A 15,920-nucleotide genomic window follows, 5' to 3' on the forward strand; every position below is an offset into this window, starting at 1 on the left:
CGGTGCGGGACCCTGGGACGATGGACCTGGTCGTACTCGAAGAGATCCGCCGGCTGAAGTACCGCTACCTCCGCGCGGTCGACCTGAAGCAGTGGGACGAGGTGGCCGACACCTTCACCGCCGACGCCACGGCCGACTACGGGACCCGCGCGACCGGTGAGGACGGGAAGCACTTCGACGGGCGCGACGCCATCGTCGCGTTCCTCACCGAGAGCCTCGGCAACGGCATCATCACCGTCCACCACGCAGGTCAGCCCGAGATCGAGGTGGACGGCGACACCGCGACCGGGCGCTGGGCGTTCACCGACAAGGTCATCGTGCCCGAGCACAAGGTGATCATCGAGGGTGCCGCGTTCTACGAGGACACCTACCGCCGCGAGGCCGACGGGGTCTGGCGGACGACGCACATCGGGTACGTCCGCACCTACGAGTCGATGCTCTCGTGGGCGGGCAACCCGGGCTTCCGGCTGCTCGCGAACCGCTGGGCCGTGCCGGCATGATCGAGAACGAGTTCTCGTTGACCCGGGCGTTCGCCGACGCCATCGCGGAGGCCGAGAAGCTGATCGCCGAGGCCCCGCCGGCGCAGACCGAGCAGGGGCTCCTGGAGGGGTACGACTACCTCGCCGGGAGCATCCGCGCGTCACTGCAGATGGCCTGGGCCTACCAGCGCGACTTCCCGTACTTCACCGCGTCCACCGGGCCCTACACGAAGATGGGCCTGGACAACCCGGACACGCTGTACTTCAACGCGAACATCCGTGACGACCGCGAGTACCTGGTCACCGGCGTCCGCGGGACCACCGCCGACCTGAGCTTCCAGGTCCTCAACGGCGACTACTCGCCGGTCGTGGTGCCCGACAGCCTCGCCGCGTTCGACGACCGCGCGATCGAAATCGGCGAAGACGGCCGGTTCGAGCTGCGCTTCGGCTCGGCTCGCGAAGACCCGGGCCCGAACTACTTCGTCCTGGGCAAGGGCTCGTCGATGCTCGTGGTCCGCGAGGTCCACAGCGACTGGGCGACCGAGAAGCGCGGTGAAATCCGGATCCAGTGCGTCGACACCGCCGGGCAGGCGCCGCCGGTGCCGGACCGCTCGGCGCTGGCCAAGCGCTACGGCGTCACCGGCAAGATGCTGTTGAGCCGCCTGAAGACGTTCCTGGCCTTCCCGAAGTGGTTCTACGACAACCTGCCGGTGAACACGATGACCGAGCCGCGCTCGACGCCGGGCGGGCTGACCACGCAGTTCTCCTCGGCCGGGCACTACGAGCTGGGCGACGAAGAGGCCATGGTCGTCACCGTGCCGCGCTGCGCGGACGCGCCCTACCAGGGCATCCAGCTCGGCAGCCTCTGGTACGTCTCGCTCGACTACATCAACCACCAGACGAGCCTCACCGCCGACCAGGCGCGGGTCGACCCGGACGGCAAGATCCGGTTCGTCATCAGCGAGCGCGACCCGGGTGTCGCGAACTGGCTGGAGCGCACCGGGCACGACCGCGGGTACGTCCAGATCCGCTGGCAGCGGCTCGCGCGGGACCTCGGCCCGGAGGACGGCCCGGTCGTCGAGGTGGTCAAGGTGGACGAGCTGCCCGACCGGCTGCCGTTCCACGAAGAAGCGCGGGTGACGCCGGCCGAGTGGTCGGCGCGGATCGCGGCGCGGCAGGACGCCGTCGCCGCCCGGATGCTGGGGTGAGCGTGGAGAACCTGTTGCAGGGCAAGGTGGTCGTGGTCTCGGGCATCGGCCCCGGGCTCGGCCGGTCGATCGCGGTGCGCAGCGCCATGGCGGGCGCGGACGTCGTGGTCGCCGCGCGCACCGAGTCGCGGCTCACCGAAGTCGCCAAGGAGGTCACCGATCTCGGACGGCGAGCCGTCGCGGTCCGCACCGACATCGACGACGAGGACTCGGCCGCGAACCTCGTGAGCGAGGCCGTCGAGGCGTTCGGCCGGGTGGACGCGGTGGTGCACAACGCTTTCGCCGTGCCGCCGCTCACCGATCTGGCCACTGTGGACCTCGACGCCGTCCGCAAGGGGTTCGAGACCGCCGGGATCTCCGTGCTCCGGCTGACCCGGCTGTTCCTGCCCGCGCTCAAGGAGAGCAAGGGCTCGCTGGTGATGATCAACTCCGCGGTGCTGCGGCATTCGCGGCGGACGTTCGGCGCGTACAAGATGGCTAAGTCGGCCCTGCTTTCGCTGTCCCAAAGCCTCGCGAGCGAGCTCGGGCCGGACGGGATCCGGGTCAACACCGTCGCACCCGGCTACATCTGGGCGCCGAACCTCAAGTGGTACTTCAACTACCTGGCCAAGGAACGCGGCATCACGCCGGAAGAGGTGTACGCCGAGACTGCGTCCACAATAGACCTGCGGAAGCTGCCGGAACCCGACGAGATCGCCGACGCCGTGGTGTTCCTCGCCTCGCCGATGGCGCGCGCGATCACCGGGCAGTGCCTCGACGTCAACGGCGGCGAGTATCACCACTAGGAGGCGCCATGCTCCCCGGACGGGACGACCTGGGCACGTTCGAGGACCTGCACGCCTCGGCGTCGAAGCTCACCGGGCTCGACGACTTCGGCGGCGACGAGTACACCGAAGGCCTGCGGGTGCTGCTGGAGTCGTACGAGGCCGACGAAGAGCTGACGCCGTTCGGCAACAAGGTGCACCGGGCGATGCTGCGCGGCGCGCTCGTCGCCCGGCTGCTCAGCGAGGCCGGCTGGAAGCAGCACCCGGCCTCCGTGGACGTCCCGGTGGAGCGGCCGATCTTCGTCACCGGCCTGCCGCGCACCGGCACGACGGCGCTGCACCGGCTGCTCGTCGAGGACCCCGCGCACCAGGGCCTCGAGGTGTGGCTCGCCGAGGTGCCGCAGCCGCGGCCGCCGCGCTCGACGTGGGCGGAAAACCCGGTGTTCCAAGGGATCCAGGCCGGCTACGAACGCCACCACGTCGAGCACCCGGAGTTCATGGGCGTGCACCACATGTCCGCCGACCAGGTGGAGGAGTGCTGGCAGCTGCTGCGGCAGTCGATGCGGTCGCTGTCGTTCGAATGCCTCGCGCACCTGCCGCGGTACTCGCGCTGGCTGGCCAAACAGGACTGGACGGACGCCTACGCGCGGCACCGGCGCAACCTGCAGCTGATCGGGCTGCCGGACGCGGGCAAGCGCTGGGTGCTGAAGAACCCGAGCCACCTGTTCGCGCTGGACGCCCTGATGGCGAACTACCCGGACGCGCTGGTGATCCAGACCCACCGCGCGCCGCGCACCATCATGGGCTCGATGTGCAGCCTGGCCGAGAAGGCCGCGGACGGCTGGTCGACGAAGTTCCGCGGTGAGGTGATCGGCCGTGGCCAGCTGGAGCTGTGGGCGCGCGGCGCCGAGGAGTTCCGCTCGGCGCGGGCCCGGTACAACCCGGCGCAGTTCTGCGATGTCGCGTACGAGGACTTCGTCGCCGACCCGGTCGGCACGGTGTCCACTGTGTACGACCACTTCGGACTGACGCTGACCCCGGAGGCGCGGGCGGCCATGACGGCCGTGCACGAGGAGAGCCGGACGGGTTCCGCGAAGCCGGTGCACAAGTACAGCCTGGCGGACTTCGGGTTGACGGCCGAGGAGGTCGACGAGCGCTTCAGCACTCCGTGACCAGCTTGACGACGTCGTCCATCGACGGTCCGGCGGCCATTTCGGCGGCCAGCTCCCGCGCCCGGTTCCGGAAGCGCGGCTCGGTCAGGACGGCGTGGACGTCCCGCCGGATCGCCCGCGGTGACGCCGAGGCGCGGGCGCGGCCGATCCCGGCGCCGGACCAGGTGACGCGGGCGGCGACCTCGCGCTTGTCTTCGCTGGCACCGACCACGACCAGCGGGACGCCGTAGCGGAGGGCGTGGTTGACGCCGCCGTACCCGCCGTTGCCGAGCATCACGGCGCAGCGGGGGAGCAGCTCGTCGTACGGCAGGAAGTCGGCCACGCGGACGTTCGCGGGCAGCGGGCCGGGCCGCAGCCGCCCGCCGCACGTCGTCGCGACGACCAGCACGTCTTCGCCGGCGAGCGCGTCGATCGCCGGTTCGACGAGCCGGCCCAGGTCGTCGTTCGCCACCGTCCCCTGGGTCACGTGCACGACCGGGCGGGAGCCGTCCAGGTCGGCCCACCACGGCGGCAGCGGGTGCTCGCCCGTGCCGCTGACCGTCGTCGGGCCGATGAAGTGCAGCGGCGCTTCGGGGCGGGGGTACTCGAAGCCCGGGCAGGTCATCTGCAGCACGCCGTCGCTGTGCAGCGGCCAGTCCGTGAAGAGCATGCCGGGGTCTTCGCCGAGCAGCTCGCGGGCTTGCCGCTGGGCCGGGCCGAGCACCCACGGCGCGAGTGTCCTGAGGATCGCGCCGCGAAGGCGGTCGGCCGGCCCCTTCGGCGGCGGGCCGCTCGGCACCGGGGGCATGAACGGCAGGAAACCCAGGGTCAGCAGCCGTGGCCGGGGTTCGCGGCGCACCAACGCCAGGCCGGCCATGAAGAGCGGGTCGCACAGCACGACGTCGACGTCGAGGTCCAGGACGCTCAGCTGGGCGGGCAGCACGCGGACGAAGTTCGTCAGCTCGAACCGGGCGAGCTCGAGGCCCTTCAAGCCGGCGCGGCCGGGGATGGAGCCGTCGAGGTCGGTCTCGTCGAAGTCGGCTTCCGGGGGCAGCAAACGCACTTCGGCGCCCAAGGCCTCGAAGGTCGCTCGGTAGCGCGCTCCGGTGACGACGGTGACGTCGTGCCCGGCGGCCCGGAGCGCTTCGACGATCGGCTTGGTCGGCCCGACGTGCCCGCGAGCGGGCTGGACGCACACGAGCACCGAAGCCATGGCTCCCCCTTGATTGACCGATACGTTGTACTATCCAATTGATGACGATACCCGAAGGCGAACGGCGACGTTACGAATCGCCGGTGCGCGAGGCCCGGGCCCGCCGCACCCGGGCGCACGTGGTGGCGACGGCGGGCCGGCTGTTCGCCGAGCGCGGGTACGCGGGCACGAGCATGCGGCAGATCGCCGCGGCGGCCGAGGTCAGCCTGGAGACGGTGACGCAGGCCGGGCGCAAGGCGGATCTGCTGCTCGCCGCGTTCCGGGACGGCTTCGCGGGCAACCCGGACGCGGTGAACCTGGACGCGCTCGTGGGGCCTGCGGAGCTGCCGGATCTGCCGGAGGTGGTCGGCCGGGTGGCTGCGGGGGTGCGCCGGTCGTTGCCGATCTGGCGGGCGTTCACCACCGCGGCGGCGGCCGACCCGGCGGTGGCGGCGGTGCGCGCGGAGCTGGCGGTGGCCCGCCGCACGGAGATCGTGGCTCGGCTGGAGGAGGCGGGGTTGGCGCCGGAGGGGGATCGCGGCCGGTTGGCCGACGCGATCGGGTTGCTCACCTCGCACGAGGCTTACGACCACTTGACCGGCGTTTGCGGCTGGGGGCACGAGGAGTACGTGGCCTGGACGGCCGCGGCGATCCAGGCTCAGCTCACGCTCGACTGGCGATGAGGTCGCGACGTGCGGCCGGCTCGTACGGCAACCCGCTAACCGGCCGCGGCCTGCAAACCCCGCGTTCCGATACCGCGCAGCACTTCCACGCGGTCCGAGCCCGGACGGCTCAGCACCCAGCTCGACCCCGGCACCGCCTTCGCCCGCTTCTTCAACGGCGCCAGCAACCGCGAAACCTCCTGGTACGACGGGACCGCGCCGCTCGCGCAGACCAGCGTCGCCAGGGAGACCGTCACCGGAAGGCCGTCCGCCGACCAGCGGCGGTCCAGCAGCGCGCCCGCCACCGTCGCGATCTCGTCGACGTCGCAGACCACCAGGAAGTCGTCGCCGCCCACGTGGCTCACCCGCATGCGGCGCAGGCCGCCGGACAACGCCGTCAGGGCCGCGCCCAGCTCGCGGATCAGGTCGTCGCCCGCGGCGAAGCCCGCCGTGTCGTTGACCGTCTTGAACGAGTCGATGTCCAGCCACGCCGCGACGAACGGCTCGCCGATCGTGATGCGGCGGGCGACGTCGCGGGCCACCGTGTCGCTGCCCGGCAGCCGGGTCAACGGGTTCAGCGCCGCCGCGGCTTCGACCTTCGCCTCGGCCACACCGCGGACCACCTCGGTCACCAGCACCACGCCGAGGCAGCGGCCGACGTCGTCGACCACGACGACGTCGTCGCCCGTGCGGCCCCAGTCGGCGTCGGTCACCAGCTCGAGGAACTCCATCGCGCCGGCGCGGGCTTCGATCGTGTGCGGGGTGTCGGCGAGCCGGGCCGCCGCGCGCTTCGCGTGCAGCGCATGCCCGTACGGGCCGGTGACCGCGACCAGGAACCGCGTCCGGTCGATCGACCAGCGCGGCCGGTTCAGCTCGTCGACCCCGATCACGCCCGAAGGCGCGTCGGCCGCCGCGAGCACTTCGCGCACCTGGTCGCACGTCGCGGTTTCCGGCAGCGTGGTCGCCGGGCGGAGGAAGTCGCCGACGCACGGCGCCAGTGCGGCCGGGGCGGGCGCGACGCGGGGCCGCGTGAGCAGCGCCGGGGCCGGGCCCTCGGCGGTCGGCGGGGCGAGCAGGTTGCCCTGCGCGATCCGGATGCCCAGCCCGCGCACGGCGTCCAGCTGGAAATCGGTCTCCACGCCGGTCGCCACCAGCCGGGTGCCGGTGCGGTTCGTGTAGTGCAGGAGCGCTTCGACGACGGCGACCGCGGCCTGCTCGTCCGGCAGTCCGCGCAACGCGCTGCGGTCGAGCTTCACCAGGTCGATCGGCGCCTCGACGAGCAGGTTCAGCGGCAGGTCGCCGCGGCCGAGGCCGTCGAGCGCGAGCCGGAAGCCGAGCTCGGTGAGCGCCCGCATGCCGGCGAGCGCGCGCTCGGTGGGCACCGGCGCGAACGGCGGCCCGATCTCCAGCACGACGTCGCGGGTGCGGCGCCCGGCGTCGCCGAGCTCGGCCAGGAGGTCGTCGAACATCGCCGGCGGCGCGGCGAGCGTGCGGGCGGAGAGGTTCAGGTGCAGGGGGAGGGCCGTCTCGTCCTGCCGGACGGCGGCGATCGCGAGGCCGAGGTCGACCTCGGCGAGGCGGCCTTCGCGGCGCGCCTGGGTGAGCAGTTCGGGGACGGTTCCGTGGCCCGGCCTGGCCAGCGCTTCGTGAGCCACGACGCCCCCCGTGTGGAGGCTGTACAGCGGCTGGAAGGCGAAGCGGACCGCGCGTGGCGACTTCACGGCTTCGATCGTCGCGGGTCTCGCGGCGAAACGAAACCGATGTCGACTGATGTTCACCGCGCAGGAACCCGGGTTACCTGAATCGGAGTAACACGCTGTGACACCTGCCACTTATTCAGCCTTGACTTATATAAGCATGAACTTGTAGCTTGGCGGGGTGCACGCGTTCGACGTCCTCGGTGACCCGGTCCGCCGCCGGATCCTCGAGCTGCTGGCCGACGGCGAGCGGGCGGCCGGCGAGGTGACCGGGGTGATCCGGGCCGAGTTCGGCATCTCGCAGCCCGCGGTGTCCCAGCACCTCAAGGTCCTGCGCGAGAACGGCTTCGCGCTCGTCCGCCAGGAGGGCACCCGGCGGCTGTACGCGGTCGGGCACGAGCCGCTGCGGGACATCGACGGCTGGCTGGACCGGTTCCGCCGGTACTGGACCCCGCCACTGGACGCGCTGGCCACCGAAATCGCCCGCGGCAAGCGCGCGCGGCGCCTCACCGAAGGAGAAGGTTCGTGATCGACGTCAGCCACCAGATCAGCGCCGTGCGCCGGACGCTCGGCGACCGGGTGCTCGAAGGCAAGGAGGCCCGGGTCCTGACCATCGGCCAGGTCTACGACACCGACGTCGACGACCTGTGGGACGCCTGCACCAACCCCGAGCGCATCCCGCGCTGGTTCCTGCCGGTCAGCGGTGAGCTGAAGCTCGGCGGGAAGTACCAGTTCGAGGGCAACGCGGGCGGCACGGTCGAACGCTGCGACCCGCCGAAGAGCTTCGCCGCGACGTGGGAGTTCGGCGGCAACGTCAGCTGGATCGAGGTCCGCCTGACCCCCGAGGGGTCCGGGACGCGGTTCGAGCTGGAGCACGTCGCGCACGTCGACGAGCGCTGGGACGAGTTCGGCCCGGGCGCGGTCGGCATCGGCTGGGACGGAGCCCTGGTCGGCCTGGCCCTGCACACGGCCAACCCGGGCTCGGCGGTCGACCCGGAGGCGGCGATGGCCTGGATGATGTCGCCCGACGGCATCCGGTTCATGACGGCGTCGGGCGAAGCCTGGTACGCGGCCGACGTCGCCGCGGGTGCCGACCCGGAGCAGGCCCGCGCGGCGGCCGACCGCACGCTGAAGGCGTACACGACCCCGCCGGAGGCCTAACGCTCGTTCGCCTTGACCGCGGTCAGGGTGATCACGGCGTCGGGCGCGACCTCGGTGCCGGCGGCCGGGTCCTGGCCCGTCTGGACCCAGTTGCGGTCGATGACCAAGGCGCGGCCCTGGCCGGTCCCGTCGACCTCACGCAGGTTGTAGAGGCCGGCCTTCTGCATCGTGTTCTGGGCGTCCTGGTGGTTCATGCCGGCGACGTCCGGGACCTTGATCCGCTTCGCGGCCGCCGAGGCCGAGGTGTCCGCCTTGGGTGACGTCGACGGCGTGCCGGCGTCCCCGGGCGGCGCGCCGCACGCGACCAGGGCGAAGGCAAGGGCTGCGAGCAACGTGACCATGCGTCCGGACATACCGGTGGGGTACCCACGCACCCGCCCGCCGATCGGGTGAAGCCGGATAGGGTCGGCGCATGGATCAGGGCACCGAGCACACCGACCCGCGGGCGGGCCGGCGCGACCCCGTGGCGAACGTCGGCGGGTTCACCGACCTGGCGACCAGCCCGTTCCGGATCGACCGCGACCGGATCGCCGCGTCGCCGTTCTTCGCCCGCCTCGGCGGGGTGACGCAGGTGGTCAGCGCCGGCGGCGCCGGCCTGCTGCACAACCGGCTCACCCACAGCCTGAAGGTCGCGCAGGTCGCCCGCGCCGTCGCCGAGCGGATCACCGCCGGGGACGACGCCGAGCTCGCCGCCAAGCTGGGCGGCTGCGACCCGGACGTCGCCGAGGCCGCCGCGCTCGCCCACGACCTCGGGCATCCGCCGTTCGGGCACCTGGGGGAGCAGACGCTCGACCGCATCGCCCGCCACCGGTTCGGCCTCGCCGACGGCTTCGAGGGCAACGCGCAGTCGTTCCGCATCATCACCACGACCGACGTGCGCGGCCCGTCGGCGATCGGGCTCGACCTCACCGCCGCCGTGCGCGCGGCCGTGCTCAAGTACCCGTGGCTGCGGCTGCACCACCCCGCGCCGCACCCGTCCGGGATGGCGGTGCCGCCGCGCGGGGCCGGCGAGCCGGACGACCACCCGGGCACCGGCGCGGCCAAGTTCTCCGCCTACGCCACCGAGCTCGACGATTTCGAACAGGCCCGCGCGGCGTTCGCCGGACGCGTCGAAGGCTGGCAGCAGACGGTCGAAGCGTCCGTGATGGACACTGCCGACGACATCGCCTACGCCATCCACGACCTGCAGGACTTCCACCGCATCGGCGTCCTGCAGCACGCGCCGGTCGCGGCGGAGCTGGGGCAGTGGCTGGAGCACGCGGACGAGCTGGCCGCGCTGGACGACGAGACGCTGCACGCGGGCCTGCGCCGGCCCGGCCGGTCGCTGGAACGCCTCCGCCGTCGCATGCACGCGAAGGACGCCTGGATCGTCGACGACGACGCGTTCGCCGCCGCGGTGGCGCGGGTGCGCGCGGAGCTGGCGGACGGCCTGCTCGCCGGCGAGTTCGACGGCTCGATCGAGGCCGAGCAGGCGACGGCCGCGTTCTCCGCGAACTGGACGGCGCGGCTGGTCGACGGCGTGTACGTGGTCGCCTCGCCCTCGACCCGCAGCGGGCACGTGTCGCTGCGGCCCGCGCAGTGGCACGAGGTCCAGGTGCTGAAGTTCGTGCACCGCCGGTTCGTGCTGCTGCGGCCGGACCTCGCGCTGCACCAGCGCGGCCAGGCGGGGGTGGTGGCGAGCCTGGTCGACGCGCTGGACGCGTGGCTGCTCGACCGCGACGAGGTGTCCCGGCTGCCGCGCCGGCTACACGACCTGGTCGAGCTGGCGCGCGCGGAGTACTCGGAGCTGGCGCGCTCGGCGCCGGAGCTGCTCGTCGGCGCGACCGGAGAGCCGGTGACGGGCGCGGACGCGGTGCGCGGGCTGGCGCGCGGGCGGGCCGTGGTGGACTTCGTGGCGTCGCTGACAGACAAGCAGGCGGTGACCCTTTTGGACGCGCTGTCCGGGCGCGCCGCGCAGCCGTGGTCGGACTCGTTTGTCCTGTAGCTGTCCGGTGGGAAATTCACGGTTGGACTGAACGGCCTACGACCTCTGGCCGGTTCGGGAAATTATCCGTCCTTTGTCACTCGAACGGCGGGTTTTTACGGAGAACTCACCGTACTTGACTGGGTCTCGCCGGTGATCACCGGCGATCGGTCAGCGTGAGTCGGGGCACGCGCCTGGAGATAATCGGAGGGCGCACGTGCGTCGTACCCGTTCCACGAGATCGAGATCCACCGTGCTCACTGCCGGGGCCGCGGCGTTGCTCGCCGCCCTCGGCCTCGTGTCGCCGCCCGCCGCGGGCGCCGCCACCGCGTCCACACCGGACACCTTCAGCGAAGTCGCACAGCAGCAGATCGCCGCCCTGCAGGCGGTCAAGGCCGGGCGCACCGGCGCCGAGTCCAAAGTGGACAGCAACCTGCTCGCCGCCCAGAAGGGCGTCACCAAGCAGCTGAACGCGCTGCAGTCGGGGGCCAAAGTCTCCCCGGCCGGGACCGTCCTGGTCGACATCCGCGCGAGCAAGGTCTCGCCGGACCTCATCGCCGGGCTCACCAAGGCCGGGGCGGGCATCCGCGCGGTGTCCGACCGGTACGGCAGCGTCCGGGCCGAAGTGCCGCTTTCCGCCGTGGACGCGATCGCCGCGCGCGGCGACGTCAAGCGCGTCGAGCAGGCCGACCAGGCCATGACCGCGCGCGAGCTGGCCACCCCGGCGACGACGCCGGTCAAGACCGAGACCAAGCAGCAGAAGGCCGACCGCATCGCCGGTGAGCTGCAGAAGGCGGTGGCGAGCAAGTCGCAGCGCAGCGCGGCCGCCGCCGCGACCCTGACCAGTGAGGGCGACCGCGCCCACAACGCCGACATCGCCCGCCAGCAGTTCGGCGTCACCGGCGTCGGCGTCAAGGCGTGCGCGCTGTCCGACGGCGTCGACTCCCTGGCCACCTCGCAGGCCAAGGGTGAGCTCCCGCCGAACGTCGACGTCATCGCCGGCCAGGAGGGCAGCGGCGACGAAGGCACCGCGATGCTGGAGATCATCCACGACCTCGCGCCCAACGCCGCGCTCGGCTTCGCGTCGGCGTTCAACTCCGACGCCAGCTTCGCGGACAACATCCGCAAGCTGCGCTTCGAGTCGCACTGCGACGTCATCGTCGACGACGTCATCTACTTCAAGGAATCCCCGTTCCAGGACTGGATCATCGCCCAGGCCGTGAACGACGTGACCGCCAACGGCGCGCTGTACTTCTCCTCGGCGGGCAACGAGGGCAACGTCCTCGACGGCACCGCCGGGCACTGGGAGGGCGACTTCGTCGACTCCGGCAAGTCGGTCGGCAAGTTCGCCGGCGCCGCGCACAACTTCGCGGGCTCCGCGGGCAACCAGATCTACGAGCCCGTTTCGGACGCGTCTTCGGCCGGCGTCCCCGTGACGCTGCACTGGTCGGACCCGCTGGGGCACTCGTCGAACGACTACGACCTCTACCTGCTCAACTCGGCGGGCGCGGTCGTCAGCTTCAGCCAGAACGTCCAGGACGGCACCCAGGACCCGTACGAGATCCTGCAGACGCCGGTCTTCGGCGGCACCGGGCTGCGCCTGGCCGTCGTGAAGTTCTCGGGGCAGGCCCGGTACCTCTCGCTTTCCGCGCTGCGCGGGCGGTTCAAGGACTCGGCCGACGGCCTCAAGGCCTACAACACCCCGGGTGTGACGGTCGGCCACTCGGCCGCGCGCGACGCCTTCAGCGTGGCCGCCACCCCGGCGGCCGCGGCGTTCGGCCGGCCCCTCGAGCCGGGCGACCCGGCCAACCCGACCGGCCCGTTCCCGGGTTCGTTCAGCGGCACGTCGAAGGCCGAGCGGTTCAGCTCCGACGGCCCGCGGCGCGTGTTCTACGAGGCCGACGGCACCCCGATCACCCCGGGCAACGTCTCCTCGACCGGTGGTGAGGTCCGGAACAAGCCGGAGATCACCGCGGCGGACGGCGTGAAGACCAGCGTCACCGGCTTCAACCCGTTCTTCGGCACCTCGGCCGCGGCCCCGCACGCGGCGGCGATCGCGTCGCTCGTGCTTTCGGGCAACCCGGGCCTGCCGCCGGCGGACGTCCGCGAGGCGCTGATCAACACCGCCGTCGACATCGAAACCCCCGGCCGCGACAACGTGACCGGCTCGGGTGTCATCCTCGCCGACAAGGTGCTCGCCTACACCGGTGCCAGCCCGCAGCCGCTCGCGGTGGCCAAGCAGCCGACGGTCACCCCGGCCGACGGCGGCTCCGCGCTCGACCCTGGTGACACCGCCAAGGTGACCCTGCCGGTGACCAACGACGGTGACGGCGCGGCCGTCTCCACCAGCGTCGTGCTCACCAGCCCGACCCCGGGCGTGACCGTGGCGCCGCGCTCGAAGTCCTACGGCACCATCAGCCCGGGACAGACCGGCGTCAACGACTTCACCATCACCGTCCCGGCGAGCCAGCAGCTCGGCGTGCCGGTGGTGCTGAACGCCAAGGTCACCTTCGCCGGCGCCCACTCGCCGACGACGTCGACGTTCTCGCTCCCGGTCGGCACCCCGTCGCCGGTCGCGCAGGACTTCGCCTACACCGGCGCGCCGGTGGCGGTGCCGGACAACAGCCCGGTCGGCGCTTCGGTGACCATCCCGGTCACCGGGGTCGGCCGCGCGTCCAAGGTGACGTTCTCCGTGGACGGCACCGCGTGCAGCACCGACCCGACCTCGACGACGGTGGGCCTGAACCACTCCTACGTCGGTGACCTGGTCGGCACGCTGACCGCGCCCTCGGGCGCCAAGGCGACGGTGTTCCAGCGCAACGGCGGCTCCGGCAAGAACCTGTGCCAGGTTGTCTTCGCCGACAACGCCGCGGCCGCGTTCAGCACGGTGACCTCGGCGAACGCGCCGTTCACCGGCTCGTGGCGGCCGACGCAGGCGCTGACCGGTGGCCTCACCGGCGCGGCCGTGGACGGCACGTGGACCTTCGGCGTGGTGGACGCGGCCGGCGGCGACGTCGGCTCGATCCGCTCGGTGGCCCTGCACATCAACGGGTTCGTCCAGCCCCCGGCGGCCGGCGCGCCGTCGAACGTGCGGGGAGTGACGAACAACGGCCCCGTGCACCCGCTGTGATGGCCTGACAGTGAATTGAACAACCCGAACGGGGCCGTCGCGGTGACGCGGCGGCCCCGTACCGTTTCTCCCATGGCGAAGCCCCGGCAGGTCGCGGGCGGCGGCCGTGCGGTGGAGGTGCCGCCCGACCGCCTGGCCGGCTGGTTCGACCGCTTCTCCGCCCGGCACGAAGGGGTCGTGACGACGGAGGTCGCGGAGCGCGCGGTGCACGTGGTGGCCGTCGACGGCGCCACGGCGACCGCGACCGTCCCTTTCGGACCGCTCGAAGCGCCGCCCGGGACGTTCGACGGTATGGTCGTCGACGCGCTCGTCGCCCACGCGCTGGTGCCGAGGCGGGTCGCGCTCGTGCTGGCGCGCCTCGGCGGGCACAGCGTCGGGGTCGCGTGGGACGGCCGGATCGAGGTCTCCCGCACCGGCCGGCACCTCGTGCAGGGCCGGTCCGCGGCGGGCGGCTGGTCGCAGCAGCGTTTCGCCCGGCGTCGCGCGGGACAGGCGCGGCAAGCGCTGCAGGCGGCCGCCCAGGACGTCTTCGAGGTGCTGATGCCGCGGCTGTCCGAAGTGGACGCCGTGGTGCTCGGCGGTGACCGGCGGGCGCTCGACGAGCTGCGCGCGGACCGCCGGCTGGCCCCGCTGTTCGCCCGCGCCGAACCGCGGGTGCTGGAGATCGGCGAACCGCGGCGGACCGTCCTCGAAGAAGCGGCCGTGCGCGCACTGTCGGTGCAGGTCACGCTGCGCGACGGGTGAGACCGCACACGTCCGGAAAAACCGGTCGACCGCAGCCCGTACACTCGTCTCCGTGGATATCCAGCTGGAGTGACGCCGCGGCCCGCAAGGCCGCCCGAAGCTGTCCTCCGTACGCCCCCTTTCCACGGGAGTTCCCTTGATCACGGCCACCGGCCTTGAGCTGCGCGCGGGTTCGCGCATCCTGCTCGACGGCGTCACCCTCCGCATCCAGCCCGGCGACCGCATCGGCCTCGTCGGCCGCAACGGCGCGGGCAAGACCACCTCGCTGAAGGTTCTCGCCGGCGAAGGCGAGCCGCACGCGGGCGAGGTCCGCCGCACCGGCGAGCTCGGTTACCTGCCGCAGGACCCGCGCGAAGGTGATCTTTCGGTCACCGCCAAGGACCGCGTGCTTTCCGCGCGCGGCCTCGACAAGCTGATGCGCGACATGGAAAAGGCGCAGGCCTCGATGGCCGAGCTGGTCGATGACGCCGCGCGCGACAAGGCCATCAACCGCTACGCCCGGCTCGAAGAGCGCTTCGCCTCGCTCGGCGGGTACGCCGCGGAGAGCGAAGCCGCGCGGATCTGCTCGAACCTCGGCCTGGCCGACCGGATCCTGGCGCAGACGCTGCAGACGCTGTCCGGCGGGCAGCGCCGCCGCGTCGAGCTGGCGCGGATCCTGTTCGCCGCGGCCGAGGCCGGCGCGGGCGGCAAGTCCGAGACGATCCTGCTGCTCGACGAGCCGACCAACCACCTCGACGCCGACTCCATCAACTGGCTGCGCGGGTTCCTCAAGCAGCACGACGGCGGCCTGGTCGTGATCAGCCACGACGTCGAGCTGCTCGCCGACGTCGTCAACAAGGTCTGGTTCCTCGACGCCACCCGCGCCGAGCTCGACCTGTACAACATGGGCTGGCAGCGCTACCTCGACGCGCGCGCCACCGACGAGAAGCGCCGCCGCCGCGAACGCGCGAACGCCGAGAAGAAGGCGTCGGCGCTGCAGCAGCAGGCCGCGAAGCTCGGCGCGAAGGCGACGAAGGCCGTGGCGGCCAAGAACATGGCGCGCCGCGCGGAGCAGATGCTGTCCGCGCTCGAGGACACCCGGCAGGCCGACAAGGTCGCCCGGATCAAGTTCCCCGACCCCGCCCCCTGCGGCCGGACCCCGCTCACCGCGGAGGGCCTGTCCAAGTCGTACGGCTCACTGGAAATCTTCACCGGCGTCGATCTCGCGGTCGACCGCGGTTCGAAGGTCGTCGTACTCGGCCTGAACGGCGCGGGAAAGACCACTTTGCTCCGGCTCCTCGGGGGAATGGAAACCCCGGATACCGGTGAGATCGTGCCGGGTCACGGAATGCGTTTGGGCTATTACGCACAGGAACACGAAACTCTTGATCATGATGCGTCGGTGTGGGAAAACATCCGACACCTCTCGCCGGACACCGGCGCCCAGGAGTTGCGGAACCTGCTCGGCTCGTTCCTCTTCACCGGCGAGCAGCTCGACCAGCCGGCCGGGACGCTTTCCGGTGGCGAGAAGACCCGGCTCGCGCTGGCGGGCCTGGTCTCCAGCGCTGCCAACGTGTTGCTCCTGGACGAGCCCACGAACAACCTCGACCCGGCCAGCCGTGCGCAGGTCCTGGACGCTTTGCGGAGCTTCGCCGGCGCCGTCGTCCTGGTGACGCACGACCCCGGCGCGGTCGAAGCGCTGGAGCCCGAGCGGGTCATCCTGCTGCCCGACGGCACCGAGGACCATTGGTCGGCGGACTATCTGGAACTTGTCCAGCTAGCGTGACCGG

14 protein-coding genes are annotated in these 15,920 nt (G+C 72.1%); 11 read left to right on the forward strand and 3 right to left on the reverse strand.

What is annotated here, in order from left to right; genetic code table 11:
- Positions 1–20: 20 nt before the first annotated feature.
- From ACZ63J_RS19960 to ACZ63J_RS19975, 4 genes are read left to right on the forward strand one after another with little or no spacing between them, the layout of a single operon-like run.
- Positions 21–500 carry a nuclear transport factor 2 family protein gene (locus tag ACZ63J_RS19960; RefSeq protein WP_465337672.1) on the forward strand — a complete coding sequence of 160 codons (480 nt, stop codon included), beginning with the start codon at positions 21–23 and terminating at the stop codon, positions 498–500.
- Entirely contained in the window at positions 497–1,687 is a 1,191-nt protein-coding gene (locus ACZ63J_RS19965) for a hypothetical protein (RefSeq protein WP_465405178.1), read from the forward strand. Before ACZ63J_RS19960 ends, ACZ63J_RS19965 begins: the two co-directional genes overlap by 4 nt.
- Positions 1,684–2,472: an SDR family oxidoreductase gene (locus ACZ63J_RS19970; RefSeq protein ID WP_465311221.1), complete on the forward strand. Its 789-nt coding sequence runs from the start codon at positions 1,684–1,686 to the stop codon at positions 2,470–2,472. The genes ACZ63J_RS19965 and ACZ63J_RS19970 overlap by 4 nt, the downstream gene beginning before the upstream one ends.
- Before the next feature lie 8 nt (positions 2,473–2,480).
- Positions 2,481–3,623 (forward strand): sulfotransferase family protein, encoded by a 1,143-nt coding sequence (locus ACZ63J_RS19975; protein WP_465405180.1) that lies wholly within the window; start codon positions 2,481–2,483, stop codon positions 3,621–3,623.
- On the opposite strand, the gene ACZ63J_RS19980 is transcribed toward ACZ63J_RS19975, so the two are convergent.
- The gene (locus tag ACZ63J_RS19980) at positions 3,610–4,815 is read right to left on the reverse strand and encodes a glycosyltransferase (protein WP_465405182.1); all 1,206 of its coding nucleotides are present in this window, start codon (positions 4,813–4,815) and stop codon (positions 3,610–3,612) included. The genes ACZ63J_RS19975 and ACZ63J_RS19980 overlap by 14 nt on opposite strands.
- 41 nt (positions 4,816–4,856) lie before the next feature.
- Here ACZ63J_RS19980 and ACZ63J_RS19985 point away from each other — a divergent pair, with 41 nt between their 5' ends.
- Positions 4,857–5,477, forward strand: a complete 621-nt coding sequence (locus tag ACZ63J_RS19985; protein ID WP_465405183.1) for a TetR/AcrR family transcriptional regulator — start codon at positions 4,857–4,859, stop codon at positions 5,475–5,477.
- Between the two features lie 35 nt (positions 5,478–5,512).
- Here ACZ63J_RS19985 and ACZ63J_RS19990 read toward each other — a convergent pair whose 3' ends face one another.
- Positions 5,513–7,177, reverse strand: a complete 1,665-nt coding sequence (locus tag ACZ63J_RS19990) for an EAL domain-containing protein (RefSeq protein ID WP_465405185.1) — start codon at positions 7,175–7,177, stop codon at positions 5,513–5,515.
- 157 nt (positions 7,178–7,334) lie between these two features.
- On the opposite strand from ACZ63J_RS19990, the gene ACZ63J_RS19995 reads away from it, so the two are divergent.
- Together ACZ63J_RS19995 and ACZ63J_RS20000 are read left to right on the forward strand one after the other, a co-directional pair.
- Positions 7,335–7,682: an ArsR/SmtB family transcription factor gene (locus ACZ63J_RS19995; protein ID WP_465311226.1), complete on the forward strand. Its 348-nt coding sequence runs from the start codon at positions 7,335–7,337 to the stop codon at positions 7,680–7,682.
- Positions 7,679–8,314 carry an SRPBCC family protein gene (locus tag ACZ63J_RS20000; protein WP_465405187.1) on the forward strand — a complete coding sequence of 212 codons (636 nt, stop codon included), beginning with the start codon at positions 7,679–7,681 and terminating at the stop codon, positions 8,312–8,314. The genes ACZ63J_RS19995 and ACZ63J_RS20000 overlap by 4 nt, the downstream gene beginning before the upstream one ends.
- Here the strand turns inward: ACZ63J_RS20000 and ACZ63J_RS20005 are convergent.
- Positions 8,311–8,667 carry a PASTA domain-containing protein gene (locus tag ACZ63J_RS20005; protein ID WP_465405188.1) on the reverse strand — a complete coding sequence of 119 codons (357 nt, stop codon included), beginning with the start codon at positions 8,665–8,667 and terminating at the stop codon, positions 8,311–8,313. The genes ACZ63J_RS20000 and ACZ63J_RS20005 overlap by 4 nt on opposite strands.
- A gap of 59 nt (positions 8,668–8,726) precedes the next feature.
- Here ACZ63J_RS20005 and ACZ63J_RS20010 point away from each other — a divergent pair, with 59 nt between their 5' ends.
- The 4 genes from ACZ63J_RS20010 to ACZ63J_RS20025 all read left to right on the forward strand — a co-directional run bounded on the left by ACZ63J_RS20010 (position 8,727) and on the right by ACZ63J_RS20025 (position 15,916).
- Positions 8,727–10,298, forward strand: coding sequence for a deoxyguanosinetriphosphate triphosphohydrolase family protein (locus ACZ63J_RS20010; RefSeq protein WP_465405190.1), 1,572 nt, complete (start codon positions 8,727–8,729; stop codon positions 10,296–10,298).
- A 232-nt stretch (positions 10,299–10,530) separates the two neighbouring features.
- Complete coding sequence (locus ACZ63J_RS20015; RefSeq protein WP_465405192.1) at positions 10,531–13,407, forward strand: S8 family serine peptidase; 2,877 nt, start codon at positions 10,531–10,533, stop codon at positions 13,405–13,407.
- A 72-nt stretch (positions 13,408–13,479) separates the two neighbouring features.
- Entirely contained in the window at positions 13,480–14,151 is a 672-nt protein-coding gene (locus ACZ63J_RS20020) for an acVLRF1 family peptidyl-tRNA hydrolase (protein ID WP_465405194.1), read from the forward strand.
- Between the two features lie 136 nt (positions 14,152–14,287).
- Entirely contained in the window at positions 14,288–15,916 is a 1,629-nt protein-coding gene (locus tag ACZ63J_RS20025) for an ABC-F family ATP-binding cassette domain-containing protein (protein ID WP_465337660.1), read from the forward strand.
- Positions 15,917–15,920 lie beyond the last annotated feature (4 nt).

The organism is Amycolatopsis sp. NPDC104863 (genome assembly GCF_055582965.1).

Coding starts and splice junctions, on each gene's coding strand:
- ACZ63J_RS19980 (WP_465405182.1), bottom strand. CDS start 4,815: ATGGCTTCGGTGCTCGTGTGCGTCCAGCCCGCTCGCGGGCACGTCGGG.
- ACZ63J_RS20005 (WP_465405188.1), bottom strand. CDS start 8,667: ATGTCCGGACGCATGGTCACGTTGCTCGCAGCCCTTGCCTTCGCCCTG.
- ACZ63J_RS19985 (WP_465405183.1), top strand. CDS start 4,857: ATGACGATACCCGAAGGCGAACGGCGACGTTACGAATCGCCGGTGCGC.
- ACZ63J_RS19965 (WP_465405178.1), top strand. CDS start 497: ATGATCGAGAACGAGTTCTCGTTGACCCGGGCGTTCGCCGACGCCATC.
- ACZ63J_RS19975 (WP_465405180.1), top strand. CDS start 2,481: ATGCTCCCCGGACGGGACGACCTGGGCACGTTCGAGGACCTGCACGCC.
- ACZ63J_RS20010 (WP_465405190.1), top strand. CDS start 8,727: ATGGATCAGGGCACCGAGCACACCGACCCGCGGGCGGGCCGGCGCGAC.
- ACZ63J_RS20020 (WP_465405194.1), top strand. CDS start 13,480: ATGGCGAAGCCCCGGCAGGTCGCGGGCGGCGGCCGTGCGGTGGAGGTG.
- ACZ63J_RS19960 (WP_465337672.1), top strand. CDS start 21: ATGGACCTGGTCGTACTCGAAGAGATCCGCCGGCTGAAGTACCGCTAC.